The 21,505-nt window shown below is 71.1% G+C and carries 21 protein-coding genes; 12 read left to right on the top strand and 9 right to left on the bottom strand.

What is annotated here, in order from left to right:
• Positions 1-63: 63 nt before the first annotated feature.
• From ADL34_RS05745 to ADL34_RS05755, 3 genes are all read left to right on the top strand, one after another.
• Positions 64-915 (top strand): AraC family transcriptional regulator, encoded by an 852-nt coding sequence (locus ADL34_RS05745; protein WP_062673073.1) that lies wholly within the window; start codon positions 64-66, stop codon positions 913-915.
• Between the two features lie 202 nt (positions 916-1,117).
• Positions 1,118-1,786 carry an AzlC family ABC transporter permease gene (locus ADL34_RS05750; RefSeq protein WP_079034413.1) on the top strand — a complete coding sequence of 223 codons (669 nt, stop codon included), beginning with the start codon at positions 1,118-1,120 and terminating at the stop codon, positions 1,784-1,786.
• Positions 1,783-2,091, top strand: a complete 309-nt coding sequence (locus ADL34_RS05755; protein WP_062673075.1) for an AzlD domain-containing protein — start codon at positions 1,783-1,785, stop codon at positions 2,089-2,091. The genes ADL34_RS05750 and ADL34_RS05755 overlap by 4 nt, the downstream gene beginning before the upstream one ends.
• A gap of 28 nt (positions 2,092-2,119) precedes the next feature.
• Here the strand turns inward: ADL34_RS05755 and ADL34_RS05760 are convergent, their stop codons facing one another.
• Positions 2,120-3,055 (bottom strand): hypothetical protein, encoded by a 936-nt coding sequence (locus ADL34_RS05760; protein ID WP_062673077.1) that lies wholly within the window; start codon positions 3,053-3,055, stop codon positions 2,120-2,122.
• A 206-nt stretch (positions 3,056-3,261) separates the two neighbouring features.
• Between ADL34_RS05760 and ADL34_RS05765 the strand changes: the two genes are divergently transcribed.
• From ADL34_RS05765 to recX, 8 genes are all read left to right on the top strand, one after another.
• Positions 3,262-4,275, top strand: coding sequence for a LacI family DNA-binding transcriptional regulator (locus tag ADL34_RS05765; RefSeq protein WP_062673078.1), 1,014 nt, complete (start codon positions 3,262-3,264; stop codon positions 4,273-4,275).
• A gap of 269 nt (positions 4,276-4,544) precedes the next feature.
• The gene (locus ADL34_RS05770; protein WP_062673080.1) at positions 4,545-5,681 is read left to right on the top strand and encodes a GH12 family glycosyl hydrolase domain-containing protein; all 1,137 of its coding nucleotides are present in this window, start codon (positions 4,545-4,547) and stop codon (positions 5,679-5,681) included.
• Positions 5,682-6,334: 653 nt separating this feature from the next.
• A complete protein-coding gene (locus ADL34_RS05775; protein ID WP_062673092.1) occupies positions 6,335-8,545 on the top strand; it encodes a glycoside hydrolase family 6 protein in 2,211 nt (736 codons plus the stop codon).
• 102 nt (positions 8,546-8,647) lie between these two features.
• Positions 8,648-9,724, top strand: coding sequence for a lytic polysaccharide monooxygenase auxiliary activity family 9 protein (locus tag ADL34_RS05780; RefSeq protein ID WP_062673082.1), 1,077 nt, complete (start codon positions 8,648-8,650; stop codon positions 9,722-9,724).
• Positions 9,725-9,868: 144 nt separating this feature from the next.
• The gene (locus ADL34_RS05785) at positions 9,869-10,063 is read left to right on the top strand and encodes a DUF3046 domain-containing protein (protein ID WP_062673084.1); all 195 of its coding nucleotides are present in this window, start codon (positions 9,869-9,871) and stop codon (positions 10,061-10,063) included.
• Positions 10,064-10,123: 60 nt separating this feature from the next.
• On the top strand, positions 10,124-11,443 hold the full coding sequence (locus ADL34_RS05790) for an AI-2E family transporter (protein ID WP_079034414.1): 1,320 nt from the start codon (positions 10,124-10,126) through the stop codon (positions 11,441-11,443).
• 219 nt (positions 11,444-11,662) lie between these two features.
• Positions 11,663-12,784 (top strand): recombinase RecA, encoded by a 1,122-nt coding sequence (gene recA / locus ADL34_RS05795; RefSeq protein ID WP_062673087.1) that lies wholly within the window; start codon positions 11,663-11,665, stop codon positions 12,782-12,784.
• A gap of 3 nt (positions 12,785-12,787) precedes the next feature.
• Positions 12,788-13,639 (top strand): recombination regulator RecX, encoded by an 852-nt coding sequence (recX, locus tag ADL34_RS05800; RefSeq protein ID WP_062673088.1) that lies wholly within the window; start codon positions 12,788-12,790, stop codon positions 13,637-13,639.
• A 277-nt stretch (positions 13,640-13,916) separates the two neighbouring features.
• Here the strand turns inward: recX and ADL34_RS05805 are convergent, their stop codons facing one another.
• The 8 genes from ADL34_RS05805 to ADL34_RS05835 all read right to left on the bottom strand — a co-directional run bounded on the left by ADL34_RS05805 (position 13,917) and on the right by ADL34_RS05835 (position 20,529).
• Positions 13,917-14,351, bottom strand: coding sequence for a rhodanese-like domain-containing protein (locus tag ADL34_RS05805; RefSeq protein WP_062673334.1), 435 nt, complete (start codon positions 14,349-14,351; stop codon positions 13,917-13,919).
• 27 nt (positions 14,352-14,378) lie between these two features.
• Complete coding sequence (locus ADL34_RS05810; protein ID WP_062673332.1) at positions 14,379-14,942, bottom strand: cysteine dioxygenase; 564 nt, start codon at positions 14,940-14,942, stop codon at positions 14,379-14,381.
• A gap of 87 nt (positions 14,943-15,029) precedes the next feature.
• Positions 15,030-15,218 (bottom strand): putative leader peptide, encoded by a 189-nt coding sequence (locus ADL34_RS37190; protein WP_400093141.1) that lies wholly within the window; start codon positions 15,216-15,218, stop codon positions 15,030-15,032.
• 18 nt (positions 15,219-15,236) lie between these two features.
• Complete coding sequence (locus ADL34_RS05815; protein ID WP_062673330.1) at positions 15,237-16,901, bottom strand: FAD-dependent monooxygenase; 1,665 nt, start codon at positions 16,899-16,901, stop codon at positions 15,237-15,239.
• A 244-nt stretch (positions 16,902-17,145) separates the two neighbouring features.
• Positions 17,146-18,054 carry an amino acid ABC transporter permease gene (locus ADL34_RS05820; protein WP_062673328.1) on the bottom strand — a complete coding sequence of 303 codons (909 nt, stop codon included), beginning with the start codon at positions 18,052-18,054 and terminating at the stop codon, positions 17,146-17,148.
• A complete protein-coding gene (locus tag ADL34_RS05825) occupies positions 18,051-18,725 on the bottom strand; it encodes an amino acid ABC transporter permease (RefSeq protein WP_062673340.1) in 675 nt (224 codons plus the stop codon). The genes ADL34_RS05820 and ADL34_RS05825 overlap by 4 nt, the downstream gene beginning before the upstream one ends.
• A gap of 96 nt (positions 18,726-18,821) precedes the next feature.
• The gene (locus ADL34_RS05830) at positions 18,822-19,664 is read right to left on the bottom strand and encodes a glutamate ABC transporter substrate-binding protein (RefSeq protein ID WP_062673327.1); all 843 of its coding nucleotides are present in this window, start codon (positions 19,662-19,664) and stop codon (positions 18,822-18,824) included.
• 88 nt (positions 19,665-19,752) lie between these two features.
• The gene (locus ADL34_RS05835; RefSeq protein WP_062673325.1) at positions 19,753-20,529 is read right to left on the bottom strand and encodes an amino acid ABC transporter ATP-binding protein; all 777 of its coding nucleotides are present in this window, start codon (positions 20,527-20,529) and stop codon (positions 19,753-19,755) included.
• Between the two features lie 286 nt (positions 20,530-20,815).
• On the opposite strand from ADL34_RS05835, the gene ADL34_RS05840 reads away from it, so the two are divergent.
• Entirely contained in the window at positions 20,816-21,502 is a 687-nt protein-coding gene (locus tag ADL34_RS05840) for a response regulator transcription factor (protein WP_062673323.1), read from the top strand.
• The last annotated feature ends 3 nt before the right edge of the window (positions 21,503-21,505 follow it).

The following is a 21,505-nucleotide window of genomic DNA, read 5'->3' on the forward strand; positions in this document are numbered from 1 at the left end:
ACCGCCGGCGGGCCCCTTCGCACCCGGGGCGAGGGAGGAGCGCGGGTCGCGGACAATGGGGACATGGCGGGGCAGGGTGAGAAGGCGCGGCACTGGCGGTACGCCGAGCTGCCCGACGTCGACCTGCTGCGCGCCCGCTACATCCGCAAGGCGTTCGTGCGGCACACCCACGAGCACTTCGTGATCGCCGCGATCGCCGACGGCGTGGAGGTCTTCCACCACGGGGGCGCCGACCAGTACGCCGGGGCCGGGGCGCTCGCGCTGGTCAACCCGGACACGCCCCACACCGGGCGGGCCGGTGTCCCCGAGGGCTGGCAGTACGGGGCGGTCTACCCCTCGCCGCAGGTCGTCGCGGAGATCGCCGCCGAGACGACGTCGATCAGGGGGACGCCCGGGTTCGTACGGCCCGTGCTGGACGATCCGTACGCCGTGTCCCTGGTCCACCAGGTGCTGCGGGCCGCCGACGAGGGCAACGCGCTCGCCGCCGACACCCTCCTGCGGGTCGCCGTGACCCGGCTGCTGCGGCTGAACGGAGGGGAGCTGCCGCAGCGCGAGGTGCGGTCGGCCGGCGCCCGTGTCGCGGCACGCGCGCGCGAGGTGCTCGAACGGCGCATGGCCGAGCCGCCCAGCCTGGAGAGGCTCGCCGGCGACCTGGGCGCCAGCCCCTTCGCCCTGCTGCGGGCGTTCGGGGACACCTACGGGATGCCGCCGCACACCTGGCTGACCGACGCGCGCGTGCGGCGCGCCCGCCGGATGCTGGACGCGGGCGTCTCACCCGCCGAGGCCGCGCTCGCCGTGGGCTTCACCGACCAGCCCCACCTCAACCGGCACTTCAGCCGGATCGTCGGCGTGCCGCCCGGCGCCTACCAGCGCGAGCGCAAGAACGTACAAGACGCCTGGCGGGAGCCGTCCTAGCGTTGCGGACGTGTCAGAACGGAAAGCCCTCGCAGGACCCAGGACAGATCAGGCCCAGGACCCAGCACCGGACCGGGACCCGGACCGCGCCCCCGGGACGGATCCCGACGACGGGGACCGCGCCCCCGGGACGGATCCCGACGACGGGGACCACACCCACGGGACGGATCCCGACGACGGCCGGGGCAAGCCCGACGCCGCCGTGGTGCGCGACGCCCTCGGTGTGGGTGTCGCCGTCGGGCTGTCCGGCTTCGCCTTCGGAGTGACGTCCGCCGGCAGCGGACTCACCCTCGCGCAGACCTGTGCGCTCAGCCTGCTGGTCTTCACCGGGGCCTCCCAGTTCGCGCTCGTCGGGGCGCTCGCGGCGGGCGGCAGCCCGCTGACCGCGGCCGCCGGCGCCTTCTTCCTCGGCGTGCGCAACGCCTTCTACGGGCTGCGCCTGTCGCAGGTGCTGCGCCTCACGCGCGCGATACGGCCGTTCGCCGCCCAGTGGGTGATCGACGAGACGACCGCGGTGACGCTGGCGCAGCCGACCCGGCGCAGCGCCCGGATCGGGTTCCTGGTGACCGGGCTGAGCCTGTACGTGCTGTGGAACCTCACGACCCTGCTGGGTGCCCTGGGCGCCGAGGCCATCGGGGACACCGACGCCTGGGGGCTCGACGCGGCGGGACCCGCGGTCTTCCTCGCCCTGCTCGCGCCGATGCTGAAGTCCACGACCGAGCGCGCCGTGGCCGGTCTGGCCGTGGTGCTGGGACTCGGACTGCTGCCCGTCCTGCCCGCCGGTGTGCCGGTCCTGGTGGCCGCGCTGGCGGCGCCGGTCGTGCTGTGGGCGCGGGGCCGTCGGGGCGGCGCACCGGAGGAGGGACGATGAACGTCTGGATCGCGATCGCCGTCACCGCGATCGGCTGCTACGCCGTGAAGCTGATCGGGCTCCTCGTGCCCGCAGGTGCCCTGGAGCGGCCCCTCGTGCGGCGCCTGGCCGCCCTGCTGCCGGTCGCCCTCCTGGCCGCGCTGACCGCCCAGCAGACGTTCGCCGACGGGCGGGAGCTCGTCCTGGACGCGCGCGTGGGCGGGCTCGCCGCGGCCGCCGTCATGCTGATCCTGCGGGCACCCTTCCTGCTCGTCGTCGCGGCGGCCGTCCTCGTGACGGCGGGGGTGCGGGCCCTCGGAGGCTGACCGTGCCCTTGGGGGCGCGGGGTGCCGGTCAGCCGATGTGGCGGCCGTACGCCCGGAGGGTGCGCAGCGCCTCGATGGTCGCCATGGGGCGGGTCTCCAGCGCGATACCGGGCGCCCACCGGTGCCGGCGGGTCGGCCAGCCGCCGTCCTCCCGCTGCTCGCCGGTGAGCCGGTCGAGGGAGCGCTCCATCTCCTCGTCCGTGAACCACGCGCGCGCGAGGGAGTCCGGACGGGGCGCGTACTCGTGCGGGAAGTGGGACGCCCCCTCCGCGAGCGGGGAGCCGTCGGCGCCGCTCGGCTCCGGTGCCACCAGGCGCTGCCTGCGCACCAGCCGGCCCAGCCGGTCGGCGGCCGCCTCCGCGCGCGGGCGGTCCGGAGCCGAGTCCAGGAAGGCGACCGCCGCCTCCACCTCGTACGGATGCGACTTCTCCAGGGACTCGACGACCTGCCAGCAGAAGTCCGTCGCGCGGAACAGCCAGGCGTGCCAGACGTCGTTGCGATGCAGCAGGCCCACCACCGGCCCCGTGGCCAGGAGGGAGCTGGGCGCCGGCTCCACGACCGGCAGCGACGGTGCCGCGGGGTAGCCGCGCAGGCTGGGATGGACGGCCGGCAGGGCGCCGTCCGGGGCCGAGACCGAGGTGAGATGGCGGCAGACGCGGTCCACACGCTGTCCGCCGCACCGCCCGATCGCGTCCAGCACCTGGAGCGCGCGGCAGGCGTGCAGCGGCTGGCTGACCGGGCCCCGCAGGTCCGGGTCCAGACCGTGGCCGTACCCGCCGTCGTCGTTGCGGTAGGCGTCCAGCGCGGTCTCCACCGGGTCGGCGGGGCCGTTCAGGAAGTGGTAGGCGAAGAGGCGCTGTTCCAGCACGCGCGCGGTCAGCCAGACGAACTGCTCGGCGTTAAACAGCGGGGAGCGCGCCGGGGGAGGCGCCTGGCTGAGCGGGGAGGCTCCTGGTTCGGGCATGCGACAGACCGTAGGGCGGAATGCGGTCTCGGCAAGGGGTACCGGCCCAGGCCCACTCTCAGGGGCGGGATACCGGACGCGTCCGGTTGACGGTCGCAGCGGGTACTTGCCCGTGGACCGTGACCCCTCGTCCGGACTCACAGGTCTCCCGGCCCTCGATCATGCGCGCGCACGGCCCGTAGGATCGGGTGCCCTTGGGGGTGGTTATGGGGAGGCAGCGCCCTGGTTCGCCGACACTGGAAGAGGTCGCGGCCCTGGCCGGTGTCGGGCGGGGGACCGTCTCGCGGGTCATCAACAACGCGGCGGGCGTGAAGGATTCGACGCGCCGGACCGTCGAGCGGGCCATCGCCGAACTGGGCTATGTCCCGAACCTGGCGGCGCGCTCCCTGGCCGGCCGGCGCGCGGACGCCGTGACGCTGGTCATGACCGAGCGGGACTGGCGGCTGTTCGGGGAACCCTTCTTCGCGGAGATCGTCCAGTCGGTCGGCGACGCCCTCGCCGATGCCTCGGTCCAGCTGCTGCTCACCCTGGTCCGCACCGGCGCCGAGCGGCGGCGCCTGGTGGCGTACGCGCGCGGCGGACGGGTGGACGGGGTCCTGCTGATGTCCGTACGCAGCGAGGACCGGCTGCCGGACATGCTCGCCGAGGCCGGACTGCCCACGGTGCTGCTCGGGCGCCGCTCGGGCGACGAGAACGTCACGTACGTCGACGCGGACAACGTGGGCGGTGCCCGTGACGCGGTGAGGCACCTGGTGCGTGGCGGGCGCACCCGGATCGCCGCGGTCACCGGTCCGCTCGACATGTACGTCACCCAGTGCCGGCTGCGCGGCTACCGGGAGGCCCTCGCCGACGCGGGGCTGGAACCGCTGGTCGTCGAGGGCGACTTCACCGAGGGCAGCGGGCGCCGGGCGGCGGCCGAACTCCTGGAGCGGCACCCGGACGTCGACGCCGTGTTCGCCGCCTCGGACACCATGGCCGCCGGGGCGCTGGGCGTGCTGCGGGGCGCCGGGCGTCGGGTGCCCGAGGACGTCGCGGTGATCGGCTTCGACGACTTCCCGCTCGCCCAGCACACCGACCCGCCGCTGACGACGGTCCGCCAGCCGATGGAGGAGATCGGGCGGACCATGGTGCGGCTGCTGCTGGAGGAGATGGAGCGGCCCGAGGTGGCGTGGCGGCACGTCATCCTGCGCACGCGACTGGTGGTGCGCGGCTCCGCCTGAGCCCGATTTGTTACGCAACATTTCGGGAGCGCTCCCAAGGCGCCGGACGGCCTCAGACGCACCCTCGGGCTGACGTGCGGCTTCGAAAATCCGTCGCCGAAGTCCTTGCGCATGGGGTTGTCAGGGACATGTGAGGCTCCTACAGTCCGGACTCGGACGGTGAGTGGGAGCGCTCCCACCAGTGAGGGGTGGGAGCGCTCCCGAAATGAGCCGTCCGGCTCCCTCCGTGAGACGCGACCTGTCCGGATCTTCTTCCGAGAGGCACCCGCATGCGACCGTCACCGCACAGCCCTCGCACCGCGCGCGGCCTGTTAGCCGCGCTGCTCTCCGCCCTCGCCGCCGTCGCGGCGCTCCTCGTGGCGACCCAGCCGGCCCAGGCCGCCGACACCGTGATCTGCGAGCAGTTCGGCTCGGCCGTCGTCCAGGGGCGCTACGTCGTACAGAACAACCGCTGGGGCACCAGCGCCGCCCAGTGCGTCACCGCCACCGACACCGGCTTCCGCGTGACCCAGGCGGACGGCTCGGTCCCGACCAACGGCGCCCCCAAGTCGTACCCGTCGGTCTTCAACGGCTGTCACTACACGAACTGTTCGCCGGGGACCAACCTCCCGGCGCAGGTCAGCACCATCTCCAGCGCGCCCAGCAGCATCTCGTACGGCTATGTGTCGAACGCCGTCTACAACGCCTCGTACGACATCTGGCTGGACCCGACGCCCCGCACCGACGGCGTCAACCGGACCGAGATCATGATCTGGTTCAACCGCGTCGGGCCGATCCAGCCGATCGGCTCTCCGGTCGGCACCGCCTCCGTGGGCGGCCGCTCCTGGGAGGTGTGGACCGGGAGCAACGGCTCCAACGACGTGATCTCCTTCGTCGCCCCCTCGGCGATCGGCGGCTGGAGCTTCGACGTCATGGACTTCGTCGACCAGACCGTCGCCCGGGGCCTGGCACAGAACAACTGGTACCTGACCAGCGTTCAGGCCGGGTTCGAGCCCTGGCAGAACGGCGCGGGTCTGGCCGTGAACTCCTTCTCCTCCACCGTCGACCTCGGCGGCGGCGGTGACCCGGGCGGCCCCGGTGGTCCCGCCACGGCCTGCCAGGTGACCTATGCGACCAACGTCTGGCAGGGCGGCTTCACGGCGGACGTCACCGTCAGGAACACCGGTTCCGCCGCCGTGGACAACTGGCGGCTCGGCTTCACCCTGCCCTCCGGACAGCGCGTCACCAACTCCTGGAACGCCGACCTGTCCGGCTCCTCGGGCGCCGTGACGGCGAGCCCCGCGGCGCACAACGCGCGGATCGCCGCCGGGGGCAGTCAGACCTTCGGCTTCCAGGGCACTTACAGCGGCACGTTCACCAGGCCCACCGGATTCAGCCTGAACGGCACCGCCTGCACCAGCGCGTGACCGACGCCGGTGCGCCGCACCGGCGTTCGGGGCCTGCCCCGCCTTCCCGCACCGACGGGGGCAGGCCCTCTCCCCCCTCCGGCCCGCGCCCGGAAAGGCCCACCCCCCATGAGCCCGAGCCCCATCCTGCCGTTACGCGGCTCCGCGACAGCCGCAGTACTGCGCGCCGCGGCCCACGCCCCGACCGGTGAGGCCCCGACGGCCGCCGCCCTTCACTGGCAGTACTCCCGTCAGGCGGGCCGTCGCCCGGGACGGGCCGTCCTTCCCTGCCAGTACTCCCGTCAGGCGGGCCGTCGCCCGGGGCGGGCCGTCCTGCCCTGCCAGGACCCCCGCCAGCCGGGCCGCCGCCCGGGACGCCCTGTCGCCGGCCGCCACCACCTCATCCGGCCGCACCGCGCATGGGACCGGGCACCCCCGCTCCTGTCGCCACCGCCTCGGCCGGCTTCATCGCGAGCGGTACCGGGGGCACCCCCGCTCCTGTCGCCACCACCATCGTTCGGCTTCACCGCGAACGAGACCGGGGGACTCCCACTCCTCTCGCCCCCATCGTCCGGCTTCACCGCGAGCGGTACCGGGGGCACCCCCGCTCCGCGGTGCGCCGGGTCCTGACGCACGACCGGCACACACCCGCACCCACCACCGAGGAGGGCACGATGACCAATCCGACCAGAGCCGACGGCGCCGCGCTGCCGCGCAAGCGCCGACGACGGTCGGCAGCCCTGGCCACCGCCCTGGCCGCCCTGATGCTCGGGGCGGCGGGCCAGATCGCGGGACAGCCCGCCGCAGCGGCGGAAGCCCATGTCGACAACCCCTTCGCGGGGGCGACCTTCTACGTCAACCCCGACTACGCCGAGCTGGTGGACACGTCCATCGGGCAGACCTCCGACGCCACGCTCAAGGCGAAGATGGAGAAGGTCAAGAGCTATCCGACCGCCGTCTGGATGGACCGGATCGCGGCCGTCCACGGCGGTGAGGACAACGCGGGACGCAAGGGCCTGGCCGACCACCTCGACCTGGCGCTCGCCCAGAAGAAGCCCGGACAGCCGATCACCGCCACCTTCGTGGTGTACGACCTGCCGGGACGGGACTGCGCCGCCCTCGCCTCCAGCGGCGAACTCCCGCTCACGCAGGCGGGTCTGGACCGCTACAAGAGCGAGTACATCGACGTCATCGCGGACGTCATGAAGAACCCCAAGTACCAGGACATCCGCATCACCACGGTCATCGAGCCCGACAGCCTGCCCAACCTGGTCACCAACACCTCCGACCCCGAGTGCGCCCAGGCCAAGAGCAGCGGCCTGTACGTCAAGGGCGTCCAGTACGCCCTGGACAAGCTGCACGCGATCCCGAACGTGTACACGTACCTGGACTACGCGCACTCCGGCTGGCTCGGCTGGGACAACAACCTCACCCAGACCGTGCAGCAGTACACCGAGGTGGCCCGGGGCACCGCGGCCGGGCTGAGCAGCGTCGACGGGCTGATCACGAACGTCGCCAACTACACGCCGCTGGAGGAACCGTTCCTCACCAACCCTGACAAGACGGTCGGCGGCAACCCGGTCAAGTCCGGCAAGTACTACGAGTGGAACCCGAACTTCGACGAGGTGGATTTCACGAGGAACGTGCACCGGGCGCTGGTCTCGGCGGGCTGGCCCGCCTCCACCGGCCTGGTGATCGACACCTCCCGCAACGGCTGGGGCGGCACCGCGCGACCCACCGCGGAGAGCACCAGCACCACCCTCGACACCTACGTCAACGAGTCGAAGGTCGACCGCCGCGCCCACCGCGGACTGTGGTGCAACACGAGCGGAGCCGGACTCGGACAGCCCCCGCAGGCCGCGCCCTCGGGACACTCCGACTCGCACCTCGACGCCTTCCTGTGGGTCAAGCCGCCGGGGGAGTCCGACGGGGCCAGCAAGGACATCCCCAACGAGGAGGGCAAGCACGCGGACCCGATGTGCGACCCCGACTACACCGCGTCCAACGCGGGCAACAACAAGACCGGGGCGCTTCCCGACGCACCGCTGGCCGGCCACTGGTTCCACAACCAGTTCCTGATGCTGGTGCGCAACGCCTACCCCGCCGTGCCGACGGGCGGCACCGACCCGGGTGACACCACCGCCCCGACCGCCCCGACCGGACTGCTGGCCACCGCCAAGACGGCGAGCAGTGTCTCCCTGGCCTGGACCGCGGCCACCGACAACGTGGGCGTGACCGGGTACGACGTGTACCGCGACGGCACCCGGGTGGGTTCGCCGTCCGCCGGGACCACGTACACGGACACCGGGCTGAGCGCCGCCACGGCCTACAGCTACACCGTGCGGGCCCGCGACGCCGCGGGGAACGTCTCCGCCGCCTCCGCCGCGCTGAGCGTCACCACCGAGGCGGGCGGCGGCGGCCCCGACCCGGCCGGCGGGCTGAAGGTCTCGTACAAGAACAACGACTCCTCGGCCACCGACAACGCCATCCGGCCCGGCCTGCGGATCACCAACACCGGCAGCGCCGCCGTCGACCTGACCGGGGTGACCGCCCGCTACTACTTCACCCGGGACGGCGGCTCGTCCACGGTGAGCGCCTGGTGCGACTACGCGGCGGTCGGCTGCTCCAACGTCAAGCTCAGGGTCGTTCCGCTGACCTCACCGGTCGCGGGCGCGGACGCCTACCTGGAGGTCGGCTTCTCGGCCGGCTCCCTCGCCGCGGGCCGCGACACCGGTGACATCCAGCTCCGGATGGCCAAGAGCGACTGGTCCGCGTTCGACGAGACCGACGACCACAGCCGCGGCACCGCCACGACCTACACCGACGCCCCGGCGATCCCCGGCTACCTCGGCAGTGTCCTGGCCTGGGGCGCACCCCCCGCCTGATCCGCGCACCTCCCCCACACTCCCCCGCCCGCCCGGAGCGACCACGACCCCGGGCGGGCCGGGGGCCCCACAGCGGACAGCCACGGAACGACAGGAGGCACCATGGTTCGACGCAGAAACCGGCTCTTCTCCTGGGCGGCGGTGCTCGCCACCCTGCTCGGCGGGCTCGGCCTGGCCCTGCTCGGGCAGGGCAGCGCGCAGGCGCACGGGGTGGCGATGATGCCCGGATCGCGGACCTATCTCTGCTATCTGGACGCCAAGACCGGTACCGGCGCCCTGGACCCGACGAACCCGGCGTGCAAGGCGGCGCTGGCGGAGAGCGGATCGACGGCGCTCTACAACTGGTTCGCCGTGCTCGACTCCAACGCGGGCGGGCGCGGCGCGGGGTACGTGCCGGACGGCAAGCTGTGCAGCGCCGGCGACCGCTCCCCGTACAACTTCACGGGCTACAACGCCGCCCGCTCCGACTGGCCCCGCACGCATCTGACCTCCGGGAAGAGCATGCAGGTCCGGTACAGCAACTGGGCGGCGCACCCGGGCGACTTCCGGGTCTATCTGTCCAAGCCCGGCTACTCGCCCAGCACCGAGCTGGGCTGGGACGACCTGGAACTCATCCAGACCGTCACCAATCCCGCGCAGTCGGGCTCGCCGGGCAGCGAGTCCGGGCACTACTACTGGAACCTGAACCTGCCCGCGGGCCGCTCGGGTGACGCGGTGCTGTTCATCCAGTGGGTGCGCTCGGACAGCCAGGAGAACTTCTTCTCCTGCTCCGACATCGTCTTCGACGGCGGCAACGGCGAGGTGACGGGCATCCGCGGCTCGGACGGTACGCCGACTCCGACTCCGACTCCCACGCCGACCGACCCGCACACCGGCTGCATGGCCGTCTACTCCGTGACGAACTCCTGGAGCGGTGGCTTCCAGGGCTCCGTCGAGGTGATGAACCACAACACGGCCGCGCTCACCGGCTGGGCCGTGCGCTGGCAGCCGGGCACCGGAACGCGGCTGAGCAGTGTGTGGAACGGGACGCTGAGCACCGGAAGCGACGGCACGGTCACCGTCAGGAACGTCGACCACAACCGGAGCATCCCACCGGACGGCAGCGTCACCTTCGGCTTCACCGCCACCTCCACCGGCAACGACCTGCCCGTCGGCTCGATCGGCTGCGTCACCCCGTAACGGGCCCTTTCCCGGCGCCGGCTCCCGTCCTCCGGGGGTCGGCGCACTCGCGCGTGCCGGTGGGGTCCAGGCTTTACTCTGCGTAGAAGCGGGGGCGTGAAGAATGGGAAACGTGCAGATGATGGCGGGTATGGAGCGGGACTCATGCGGTTGACGGTCTTCTGGCAGCGGATGGCGGAGCACTTCGGAGCGGGGTACGCCGAGACGTTCGCGCGCGACCATGTCATGACGGAACTCGGCGGACGCACCGTGCACGAGGCGCTGGGGGCCGGCTGGGACGCCAAGGACGTGTGGCGCGTGGTGTGCGAGGTCATGAACGTCCCGGGGGAGAAGCGCTGACCCGTCACAGAGATCGCAGGCCCGGGTCCGATTGTCACCGCCGTGGGCGAGACTTGCTCCGTGGCACGCACTGAGGAGACCGGGCAGCTCACCCGGCAGGAACCCCCGTCCGGCACGACCCCGCCCGGCCCGCCCCCGACCGAGGCCGGTGGCGGGGCGGACGCGCGCATGCCGCGCTGGCTGCCGCGCGCCCTGGTGCTGACGCTGGCCCTCGTCGGTGTGTTCCAGCTCGGCAGCTGGGCCTTCCACCAGCTCACCGGGCTGCTGATCAACATCCTCATCGCGTTCTTCCTGGCGCTCGCCATCGAGCCCGCGGTGAGCTGGATGGCCTCCCGCGGCATGCGCCGGGGACTGGCCACCGCCTTCGTCTTCCTCGCCGTGATGATCGTCTCCGCAGGGTTCGTGACCCTGCTGGGGTCGATGCTCGCCGGGCAGATCATCAAGATCGTCGAGGACTTCCCGCAGTACCTCGACTCCGTCATCAACTGGATCAACACGCACTTCGGCACCGAGTTGCGGCGCGTGGACGTCCAGGAGGGGCTGCTGCGCTCCGACTGGCTGCGCAACTACGTGCAGAACAGCGCGACCGGCGTCCTGGACGTCTCCGCCCAGGTGCTCGGCGGTCTGTTCCAGCTGCTGACGATCACGCTGTTCTCGTTCTACTTCGCCGCGGACGGCCCGCGCCTGCGGCGGGCGCTGTGCTCCGTGCTGCCGCCGGCCCGCCAGGCCGAGGTGCTGCGGGCCTGGGAGATCGCTGTCAACAAGACCGGCGGCTACCTGTACTCGCGCGGCCTGATGGCGCTGATCTCGGGCATAGCGCACTACATCCTGCTGGTCGTTCTGGACGTGCCGTACGCGCCCGTGCTCGCCGTGTGGGTGGGTCTGGTCTCGCAGTTCATCCCCACCATCGGCACCTATCTCGCGGGCGCCCTGCCCATGCTGATCGCGTTCACGGTCGACCCCTGGTACGCGCTGTGGGTGCTGGCCTTCGTCGTGGTCTACCAGCAGTTCGAGAACTACGTCCTCCAGCCCAAGCTGACCTCCAAGACCGTCGACATCCACCCGGCGGTCGCCTTCGGCTCGGTCATCGCGGGCACGGCCCTGCTCGGCGCGGTGGGTGCCCTGGTCGCCATTCCGGCGGTCGCCACGCTGCAGGCGTTCCTGGGTGCCTATGTGAAGCGGTACGACGTGACGGACGACCCGCGTGTCCACGGGCACCGGGACCGGGGCGCCGGGCGCGGGCTCGTCGGGCGGATACGCGAGGCGTGGAACCGCAAAACCGAGAGCGCGGGAGACTCGGGGAACTCTGGTGACTCGGGGGACCCGGGGGACCCGGGGGACCAGGAGAACCTCGGGGGATCCGGGACGGGGCCTTCCTGAGGGGCCTGCCCGGGGAGGGTGTGGCGCGCTTGACACAAAAATCGAACATCTATTCTTATGGAGGCTCCGGCAGGCCACTCGGTGGGCGTTTCGCCACAGTTCAGGGGGAGATGTCCCCGAGTTATCCACAGGCTGGACGGGCGTCGGGGCGCGTTGTCAGTGGCAGGCGTTAGCGTCTTTGACGTGAAGCGATCGACTCAAGCAAACCGGGTGGAACCCATGGCAGGAACCGACCGCGAGAAGGCCCTGGATGCCGCTCTCGCACAGATTGAACGGCAATTCGGCAAGGGCGCGGTCATGCGCATGGGCGAGCGGTCGATGGAGCCGATCGAGGTCATCTCGACCGGATCGACCGCCCTCGACGTCGCCCTCGGCGTCGGCGGCCTGCCGCGCGGCCGTGTGGTGGAGATCTACGGACCGGAGTCCTCCGGTAAGACGACCCTGACCCTGCACGCCGTCGCCAACGCGCAGAAGGCCGGCGGCCAGGTCGCCTTCGTGGACGCGGAGCACGCGCTCGACCCCGAGTACGCGAAGAAGCTCGGCGTCGACATCGACAACCTGATCCTGTCCCAGCCGGACAACGGCGAGCAGGCACTCGAGATCGTGGACATGCTGGTCCGCTCCGGCGCCCTCGACCTCATCGTCATCGACTCCGTCGCCGCGCTCGTCCCGCGCGCGGAGATCGAGGGCGAGATGGGCGACAGCCACGTCGGTCTCCAGGCCCGTCTGATGAGCCAGGCCCTGCGGAAGATCACCAGCGCCCTCAACCAGTCCAAGACCACGGCGATCTTCATCAACCAGCTCCGCGAGAAGATCGGCGTGATGTTCGGCTCCCCGGAGACCACGACCGGTGGCCGGGCGCTGAAGTTCTATGCCTCGGTGCGTATCGACATCCGCCGCATCGAGACCCTGAAGGACGGCACGGAGGCGGTCGGCAACCGCACCCGCTGCAAGGTCGTCAAGAACAAGGTGGCGCCGCCCTTCAAGCAGGCTGAGTTCGACATCCTCTACGGCCAGGGCATCTCCCGCGAGGGCGGCCTGATCGACATGGGCGTGGAGCACGGCTTCGTCCGCAAGGCCGGCGCCTGGTACACGTACGAGGGCGACCAGCTCGGCCAGGGCAAGGAGAACGCCCGCAACTTCCTGAAGGACAACCCCGACCTCGCCAACGAGATCGAGAAGAAGATCAAGGAGAAGCTGGGCGTCGGCGTGCGTCCGGAGGAGCCCGCGGCCGAGCCCGGCGCGGAGGCCGCTGCCGCCACCTCGGACGACGCCGCGAAGTCGGTGCCCGCGCCGGCGGCCAAGGCAGCCAAGACCAAGGCCGCGGCTGCCAAGAGCTGATCCGTGACACGGCGAACGGACTGGGCCGGGTACACCGACCACCCGGAGGCCCCGCGCGGGTGGGGGAGAGCCGACGCGGGCTCCTCCGGGACGGGCGGGTACATCCCCGACGGGGATCCGGCCCATGAAGCGGACGAGGGGATCGACAGCGGGGCCCGGCGAGAGGGCGGCACGGCGTACGACGGTGCCGCCGCCTCCCGTGGAGGCTCCCGCCGCCGACGGAATCGCGGCGGGGCATGGGGTTCGGGCGGGCCGGAAGGTCCGCGCGGACGACGCCGGCGCGGACGTACGGAGCCGTCCGGCGAGGACGGTGGCGCCCCTTCCTCGTCGAGGGCCGAGGAGGGGACGCCACCGGGGGACCCGGTCGAGCGGGCACGGGCGATCTGCCTGCGCCTGCTCACCGGGACTCCGCGCACGCGCAAGCAGCTCGCCGACGCCCTGCGCAAGCGGGAGATCCCGGACGACGCCGCCGAGGAGGTGCTGTCGCGGTTCGAGGAGGTCGGGCTCATCAACGACAGCGCGTTCGCGGACGCCTGGGTGGAGTCCCGGCACCACGGCCGCGGGCTCGCCCGACGGGCGCTCGCCAGGGAGCTGCGTACCAAGGGCGTGGACTCCGCGCTGATCGACGAGGCCGTCTCCCAGCTCGACTCCGAACAGGAGGAGGCGACGGCCCGCGAACTCGTCGCGCGCAAGCTGCGCTCCACCCGGGGACTCGACCGCGACAAGCGCCTGCGCCGCCTTGCGGGCATGCTCGCCCGCAAGGGCTACCCCGAGGGCATGGCGCTGCGGGTGGTCCGGCAGGCACTGGAGGAGGAGGGCGAGGACACCGACTTCCTGGGGGACGAGGGGGGCTGACTTCGCGGGGGAGGAGGGGGCCTGACTCGCGGGGGAGGAGGTGCCCGGCGTCCGCTGGGAGGGCGGACGTGCGGCATGTGTGGAAGGTGCGCGAGGTGCCGAACGCGGTGGACGTGCGGGGGCGCCCATCGCGTACGGGGTCGCTTCCGGGTCCACGTCCGGGTCCGGGTTCGCTTCTGGCTTCGGGTCCGCGTCCGGGGTCGCGTCTGGCTCCGGGGATCGGCTCGGGAGCCAGCCGGGGCCGGTCGGAGGTAGCCGGGCCCGGTCGGCCGGGAGCCTAGGAGGCGCCCTGGCTCTCCGAGCCCGGCGTCACCGGTAGCCCCGCCGCACGCCACGCCTGGAAGCCGCCGACCAGGTCGGTGGCCCGGTGCAGACCCAGGCGATGCAGCGACTCCGCCGCCAGGCTCGACGCGTAGCCCTCGTTGCAGAGCACCACGACCCGCAGGCCATGGCTCGTGGCCTCGGGGAGGCGATGGCTGCCCTGAGGGTCGAGCCGCCACTCCAGCTCGTTGCGTTCGACGACCAGCGCGCCCGGGATCAGACCGTCCCGTTCACGCAGGGCCGCGTACCGGATGTCGACCAGCAGGGCCTCACCGTTCTCGGCGGCCGCGTAGGCGTCCCGTGGCTCGATCCGCTCGTAGCCGGACCGCACCCGCTCCAGCAACGCGTCGATGCCGACGGGCCGTTCACCCCTGCTCTCCGTACCGCTCATCGCCGTTCCCCTCCACTCGGTGCTCGCTCACTGCCAGTCTTCGGGCTGCTCGACCTGTTCCAGGCGCAGCACCGGGCCGCTGCGGCTGAACCGGCGGATGAGCGGGAGAGGCGGGTAGTAGGCGTGCACGGAGATCGCGTGCCGCTCGGTCGACTCGTTGAGGACCTCGTGCACATGGTGACGGCCGAAGGCGCGGCCCTTGCCGGCGGACAGGCGGCGTGAGCGGTCCACGTCGTCGGCCAGTTCCAGGGTCTTCCAGCCGCCGGCCGGGAGCCGGACAGCGAGCGAGTGCTCGGTGAGTTCACCGGAAGCCGTGACGAACGCCCCGACCGACTCGGCGTGGTCGTGCCAGCCGGTGCCGGTACCGGGAGGCCAGCCGATCAGCCAGGCCTCGCTGCCACCGGGACCTTCGAGCCGTACCCAGGTGCGGCCCTCGGGGTCGAGCGGGAGCGAGGCGATCAACTCTGCGTCGGCGGCGGCGCGCCGGACGAAGTCGAGCAGGTCCGCCTGCGTCGGCGCGGAGGCAGAGGAGGAGGCGTCGGCCGCTGAGTTCTGCTGCGAGGAGGCAACGGCGGCAGGGGAGACAGACAAGGGGCACCGTCCTGAAGGGAGTTCGCGAAGAGCGCGCGGCAGCACGAGCGAAGGTCGCGGCGCACGCGGAGGGAGAAAGAGGCGAAGTCAGCAGGACGGACGACACACGCAGCCCGCATAGCGGACGAGGTCCATATGGACCCTCCGCCACAGGCGCACACAGGTGTCGGTCACGATCGGGAGTACACCACGCGGGTCGGGACCGGTCAACTCACCGTCACTATGCGGACCCCACAGTGACGGTGAGTGCCGTTCCCGTGTACCAAGCCGGCACACGGGAGGGCGGGGGTGATCTCAGCGGGAAGCAGCTCCGGCCCGTTCCGCACCGGCCTGTGTCCGTCCCCCGGCTTCTGCCCGGTCCTGGGCCTGGGGCGGTCCGCCCAGGGCGGCCTCGGCCGCCGCGTAGAGGTCAGCGGGTCGCACCCCGCCGAGGGCGGTCACGAGATGCCCGTCGGGGCGTACCAGCAGGACCGAGTGCGCGGCCGCGCCCGGATAGCTCTCCGCGACGAGCAACTCGGCCCGGTACGGCAGCGCCGTCACCGCCGCCGCCAGGCGCGGCATGATGCCGGCGGTCGCCCAGTGCTTGCGGTCCCACACACCCGTGCCCGGCGCGATGAGGACGACCAGCAGCGCACCGCGCCCGAGCCGGTCCCGGAGCCGGGCGAAGGAGCCGTCCTCGGCGGTGACCCGGACGTCCGCGACCGGAGCGCCGCGCGGCGTGTCGACGGGGACCTCGCCCTCCAGCGGGCCCGGGGCGAGCGGTGAGTCGGCGTACGTCCCCGGCGCTCCGACGGTTCCCTGGCCGAGGTGCCCGTCCATCAGCAGGGCCTCATGACCGCGGGCCGACCCGGGCACGAGCGTGCGCAGACCGCTGCCGGAGCGCAGCAGCGGAAGTGCCTGGTCGGCGGCGCGCAGCCGGGCGGCGACGGCTGTGCGCCGCTCGGTCTGGTAGGAGTCGAGCAGCGCTTCGTGCGTGCCGTGGTGCCAGGCGGGTGCCAGTTTCCAGGCGAGGTTGTCGGCGTCGCGCAGCCCCTCGTCGAGGCCGTGGGTGCCGAGGGTGCCGAGGCAGTGGGCGGCGTCGCCCGCGAGGAAGACGCGGCCGGTGCGCCAGCGGCGGGCGAGCCGGTGGTGCACGGTGTGCACACCGGTGTCGAGCAGGTCGTACGGCGGTGTCGCCCCCTCGCACCAGCCCGCGAGGGTCTCCCGGATGTGCGTGACCAGCAGCTCGGGGGTGACGAGGTCCTTGCCCGGCGGCAGCAGCCAGTCCAGGCGCCACACGTCGTCGGGCAGTGGGCGTCCGGTGATCTCGCCGGCCGAGGGCGCGGACGTGCGCCAGGGTGGCATGCGGTGGAGCAACGCGTGGCCCTTCCAGGGGAGTTCCACGCGGAGTGCGGCCACGGCGTGCCGTTCGACGGCGGTGCGGCCGGGGAAGCGGATGTCCTGGAGCTTGCGGACGGTCGAGCGGGGGCCGTCGCAGCCGACCACGTAACTGCCGCGCCACCACGTGCCCTGGGGGCCGCGGGTGTGCACGGTGACGCCGGAGGGCTCCTGTTCCATCGCGTCCAGGCGGCTGTCCACGGCGAGCTTGACGAGGGGTTCGTGCGCGAGGGCGGTGCGCAGGGCGCCGGTCAGGGCGTGCTGGGCGATGTGCAGCGGGGCGGGGCTGGGGTGCCCTTCGGGCTGGGCGGAGGCGTCCTCGAAGGAGACCTCGCGTGTCACCTGCTTGCGCCGCATCGACCGCCATCCGGCCCATCGGGTGCCGAGCGCGCCGAGCGGGGTGCCGGTGAGGCGTTCCACGAGGGCGGTGGTGTCCTCCCGCAGGACGACGGTGCGGGCGAGACGGGGTTCGTCCTTGCCGGGGCCCTCGTCGAGCACGACGCAGGGCACCTCCTGACGGGCCAGTGCCAGGGCGAGGGTGAGCCCGACGGGCCCCGCGCCGACGATGATCACCGGGTCCACGGCGTGGCGCCCCCTGCCCGCAACGGTGTCCCGAGGGACGCGAGTGAACAAGAAGATGGAGCAGGGTGCACGATCACAGAACGTATGCAACCCATTGCCAGTGTTTGCGTCAAGCGACGGAGGGCTGTGGCGATCATGTCATCGCATGTGGGGTGGTTCGGGTGGGGCGCCAGGGTGCGGGAGAGCGAAGAGGGCAGTGGCGATCACGCCACTGCCCTCTCTGCTTGTGAGATATGACCAGAAGTCAGATGGACCCTCCGGCCCCGGTCCCGAAGGTGCCACCCGTAGCGGCCGGGTTGAGCTCCTCCATGTCCTCGGCCCCGAGGACGGCGCCCGTGCTGCGCTTGCTCCGCCGCAGCCGCTTCTCCAGCCAGCTCGCGAAGCTGGTGAGGGCGAAGTTCAGGACGATGAAGATGATCGCCACGACGACGAAGCTGGGGATGACGTTGCCGTAGAAGGCAGCCAGCGTCGAGCGCGAGTTGAGCAGTTCGGTGAACCCGATCATCACGCCGCCCAGCGCGGTGTCCTTCACGATGACCACGAGCTGGCTGACAATGGCCGGCAGCATCGCCGTCACGGCCTGCGGCAGCAGGATGGTGGTCATGGTCTGGCCCTTGCGCAGACCGATGGCCTGTGCGGCCTCGGTCTGCCCCTTCGGGAGGGCCAGGATGCCTGCGCGGACAACCTCGGCCAGGACCGATGCGTTGTAGAGCACCAGGCCCGTGACCACCGCGTAGAGCGGACGCTCATCGCTCGGGATGCCCGTGGAACGGACGTAGAACTCGTTGGCGAACAGCATCAGCAGCAGGACGGGGATGGCGCGGAAGAACTCGACGACCACACCGGCAGGAACCCGTACCCACTTGTGGTCCGACATGCGTGCGATACCGAAGGCGGCGCCCAGCGGAAGAGCGATGACCATGGAGAGCGCCGCAGCCTTGAGCGTGTTGGCCAGTCCCGGCCACAGATACGTCGACCAGGCCTCGGACTGGGTGAACGGCTTCCACAGGGACCACTCGAGCTGGTTCTTCTCGTCCATGGTCTTCCAGACCCACCACAGCAGCGCGGCGAGCAGGACGACGAAGACCACAGAGAGGACTATGTTGCGCCGCTTGGCGCGAGGGCCGGGAGTGTCGTAAAGGACCGAGCTCATCGCTTCACCGCCAGTCGCTTGCTCAGCCAGCCGAGGAACAGGCCGGTGGGCAGGGTCAGTACCACGAAACCGAAGGCGAAGACCGCGCCGATCAGCACTGTCTGAGCTTCGTTCTCGATCATTTCCTTCATCAGCAGAGCTGCTTCCGCGACGCCGATCGCGGCCGCCACGGTGGTGTTCTTGGTCAGGGCGATGAGCACGTTGGCCAGGGGACCGATGACCGCACGGAACGCCTGCGGCAGCACGATGAGCCTGAGTGTCTGGCTGAAGTTCAGGCCGATGGCGCGCGCGGCCTCCGCCTGTCCCAGCGGCACGGTGTTGATGCCGGAACGGATCGCTTCGCAGACGAACGCCGCGGTGTAGGCGGCCAGGCCCAGAACGGCCAAGCGGAAGTCCCGGGTCTCGAACACCTTGGAGCCCATCGTCACGCCGAAGATGTCGGCGAGACCGAGAGAGGTGAAGAGGATGATGACGGTCAGGGGGACGTTCCGGACGACGTTGACGTAGACCGTGCCGAAGCCGCGCATCAGTGGCACCGGACTGACCCGCATGGCGGCCAGGAGGGTGCCCCAGATCAGGGAGCCGACGCCGGACAGGAGGGTGAGTTTGATCGTCACCCAGAAGGCGCCCAGCAGGCTGGGGTCGTTGTAGTCAGAAAGAAAGTCGAACACGATCTCCCGCGCTTCCGGGTGGGTGACGTATATGGACAAGACGACGTGCCGCCGCCTCGATCGCGGTCGGCGACGGCACGCCGGTGAACCCTCGCGTTACTTGACGATGGTGCCGGTCTTCGGCGCGGGCTCGTTCTTGTAGTTGGCCGGACCGAAGTTGTCCTGGACGGCCTTGTCCCAGGCGCCGTCCTTGACCATCTTCTCGAGCGCGGTGTTGATCTTGTTCACGGTCTCGGTGTCACCCTTCTTCACACCGATGCCGTAGTTTTCGTTGCTCAGCTTGAGGCCGGCAAGCTTGAACTTGCCCTTGTACTGGCTCTGCGCGGCGAAGCCGGCGAGGATCGAGTCGTCCGTGGTGACCGCGTCCACAGCGCCGCTCTGCAGGGCGGCGATGCACTCGGAGTAGCCGCTGTACTGCTTCAGGTTGGCCTTGGGAGCGATGCTCTCCTTGACGTTCTGAGCGGAGGTCGAGCCGGTCACCGAGCACAGGTTCTTGCCGTTGAGGTCGGTGCCCTTGGAGATGTTCGAGTCGGCCTTGATCAGCAGGTCCTGGTGGGCCAGCAGGTACGGACCCGCGAAGTCCACCTTCTCCTTGCGCTCGTCGGTGATCGAGTACGTCGCCGCGATCATCTTGACGTCACCACGCGCAAGCGCGTTCTCGCGGTCCGCGCTCTTCGTCTCGACGAACTCGATCTGGCCGGCGTCGTAGCCGAGCTCCTTGGCGACGTACGTGGCGACGTCCACGTCGAAGCCGGAGAACTTGCCGCCCGGCTCCTTCAGACCCAGACCAGGCTGGTCGTACTTGATACCGATCTTGATCTTGTCGCCCCCACCGGAGCCCGACCCGCCCTCGCTGTCGCCGTCGCCGCCGCAGGCGGTGGCGGTGAGGGTGAGGACGAGTGCCGTGGCGGCCGCGGCGGAGACCTTGCGGAGCTTCATGGTGAACATCCTTTGTGTGATGAAGAGACACGTGCCCTGAAGACGGGCCGGCGGGTGACGCAGGGCGTCGGCTGCGATGCGCAGTCCGTCAGTGGTGCAGGATCTTGGACAGGAAGTCCTTCGCCCGGTCGCTGCGCGGGGCGCTGAAGAACTGGTCGGGCACGGCCTCCTCGACGATCTTGCCGTCGGCCATGAAGACGACCCGGTTGGCCGCCGAACGCGCGAAGCCCATCTCGTGGGTGACCACGATCATGGTCATGCCGTCGCGGGCCAGCTGCTGCATGACCTCCAGGACCTCGTTGATCATCTCCGGGTCGAGCGCCGACGTGGGCTCGTCGAAGAGCATGACCTTGGGGTCCATGGCCAGGGCCCGGGCGATGGCGACACGCTGCTGCTGCCCGCCGGAGAGCTGCGCGGGGTACTTGTCCGCCTGGGTCGCCACGCCCACGCGGTCCAGCAGCTGCCGGGCCTTCTCCTCGGCCTTCTTCTTGTCCGCCTTGCGGACCTTGATCTGCCCGAGCATCACGTTCTCGAGCACGGTCTTGTGCGCGAAGAGGTTGAAGCTCTGGAAGACCATGCCGACGTCGGCGCGCAGCCGGGCCAGCTCCTTGCCCTCCTGGGGCAGCGGCTTGCCGTCGATGGTGATCGAGCCGGAGTCGATCGTCTCGAGGCGGTTGATGGTGCGGCACAGGGTGGACTTGCCGGACCCGGAGGGCCCGATGACGACGACGACCTCACCGCGGGTGATCGTCAGATCGATGTCCTGGAGCACGTGCAACGCGCCGAAGTGCTTGTTCACATCTTTCAGGACCACAAGGTCGCCGGACGCGGCCACGTCGTCCTTGGCCACCGATACTTCGGTCATCGCTCTCAGGCTCCGTCCTCCTCGGTTTCGGAGGACAGTAGTGACCGTTCCCGACCTGCGTCATTACTTCTGAGGTGAATCTGAGCATCACGATCCGATAGCAATCGGACACGTGTCGTAGTACCGGCGAACGGGCGCGTACCGGCTGCATAACGGAAACAGCGAGCAACCGGAACCCTCTTGACGGCGTCCTCGTCCATCAGCGTGACTGCCATGTGCACGCGCGGGTCCCCCCAGGATCCATACCTGTCCGAACCGTACGCCCGGTGAACCGAAGGAGGCACGGATGAGACTGCTTCTCGTCGAGGACGACAACCACGTCGCCGCCGCGCTGTCCGCGGTGCTCGCCCGGCACGGTTTCGACGTCACGCACGCCCGCAGCGGCGAGGAGGCTCTTCAGGCGCTGGTCCCGGAGGGCAACGGCTTCGGCGTCGTCCTGCTCGACCTCGGCCTGCCCGACCAGGACGGCTACGAGGTCTGCGGCAAGATCCGCAAACGCACGAGCACCCCGGTGATCATGGTGACCGCGCGCTCCGACGTCCGCTCCCGCATCCACGGGCTCAACCTCGGCGCCGACGACTACGTCGTGAAGCCGTACGACACCGGGGAACTGCTCGCCCGCATCCACGCCGTCAGCCGTCGCAGCGTGCCCGAGGACGCCACGACGGGCGGCGAGGGCGTGCTGCGCCTGGGCGCCGTGCACATAGAGCTGCCCACCCGCCAGGTCAGCGTGGACGGCTCGGTCGTCCAGCTCACGCGCAAGGAGTTCGACCTGCTCGCCCTCCTCGCGCAGCGGCCCGGCGTGGTCTTCCGCCGGGAGCAGATCATCAGCGAGGTCTGGCGGACGAGCTGGGAGGGCACCGGCCGCACCCTTGAGGTGCATGTGGCGTCCCTGCGGGCCAAGCTGCGCATGCCGGCGCTGATCGAGACCGTGCGCGGGGTCGGGTACCGGCTCGTGGCCCCGGCGGCGTAGCGG

The organism is Streptomyces sp. NRRL WC-3605, from assembly GCF_001509795.1.
In the GTDB taxonomy this organism is placed as follows: Bacteria; Actinomycetota; Actinomycetes; order Streptomycetales; family Streptomycetaceae; genus Streptomyces; species Streptomyces viridochromogenes.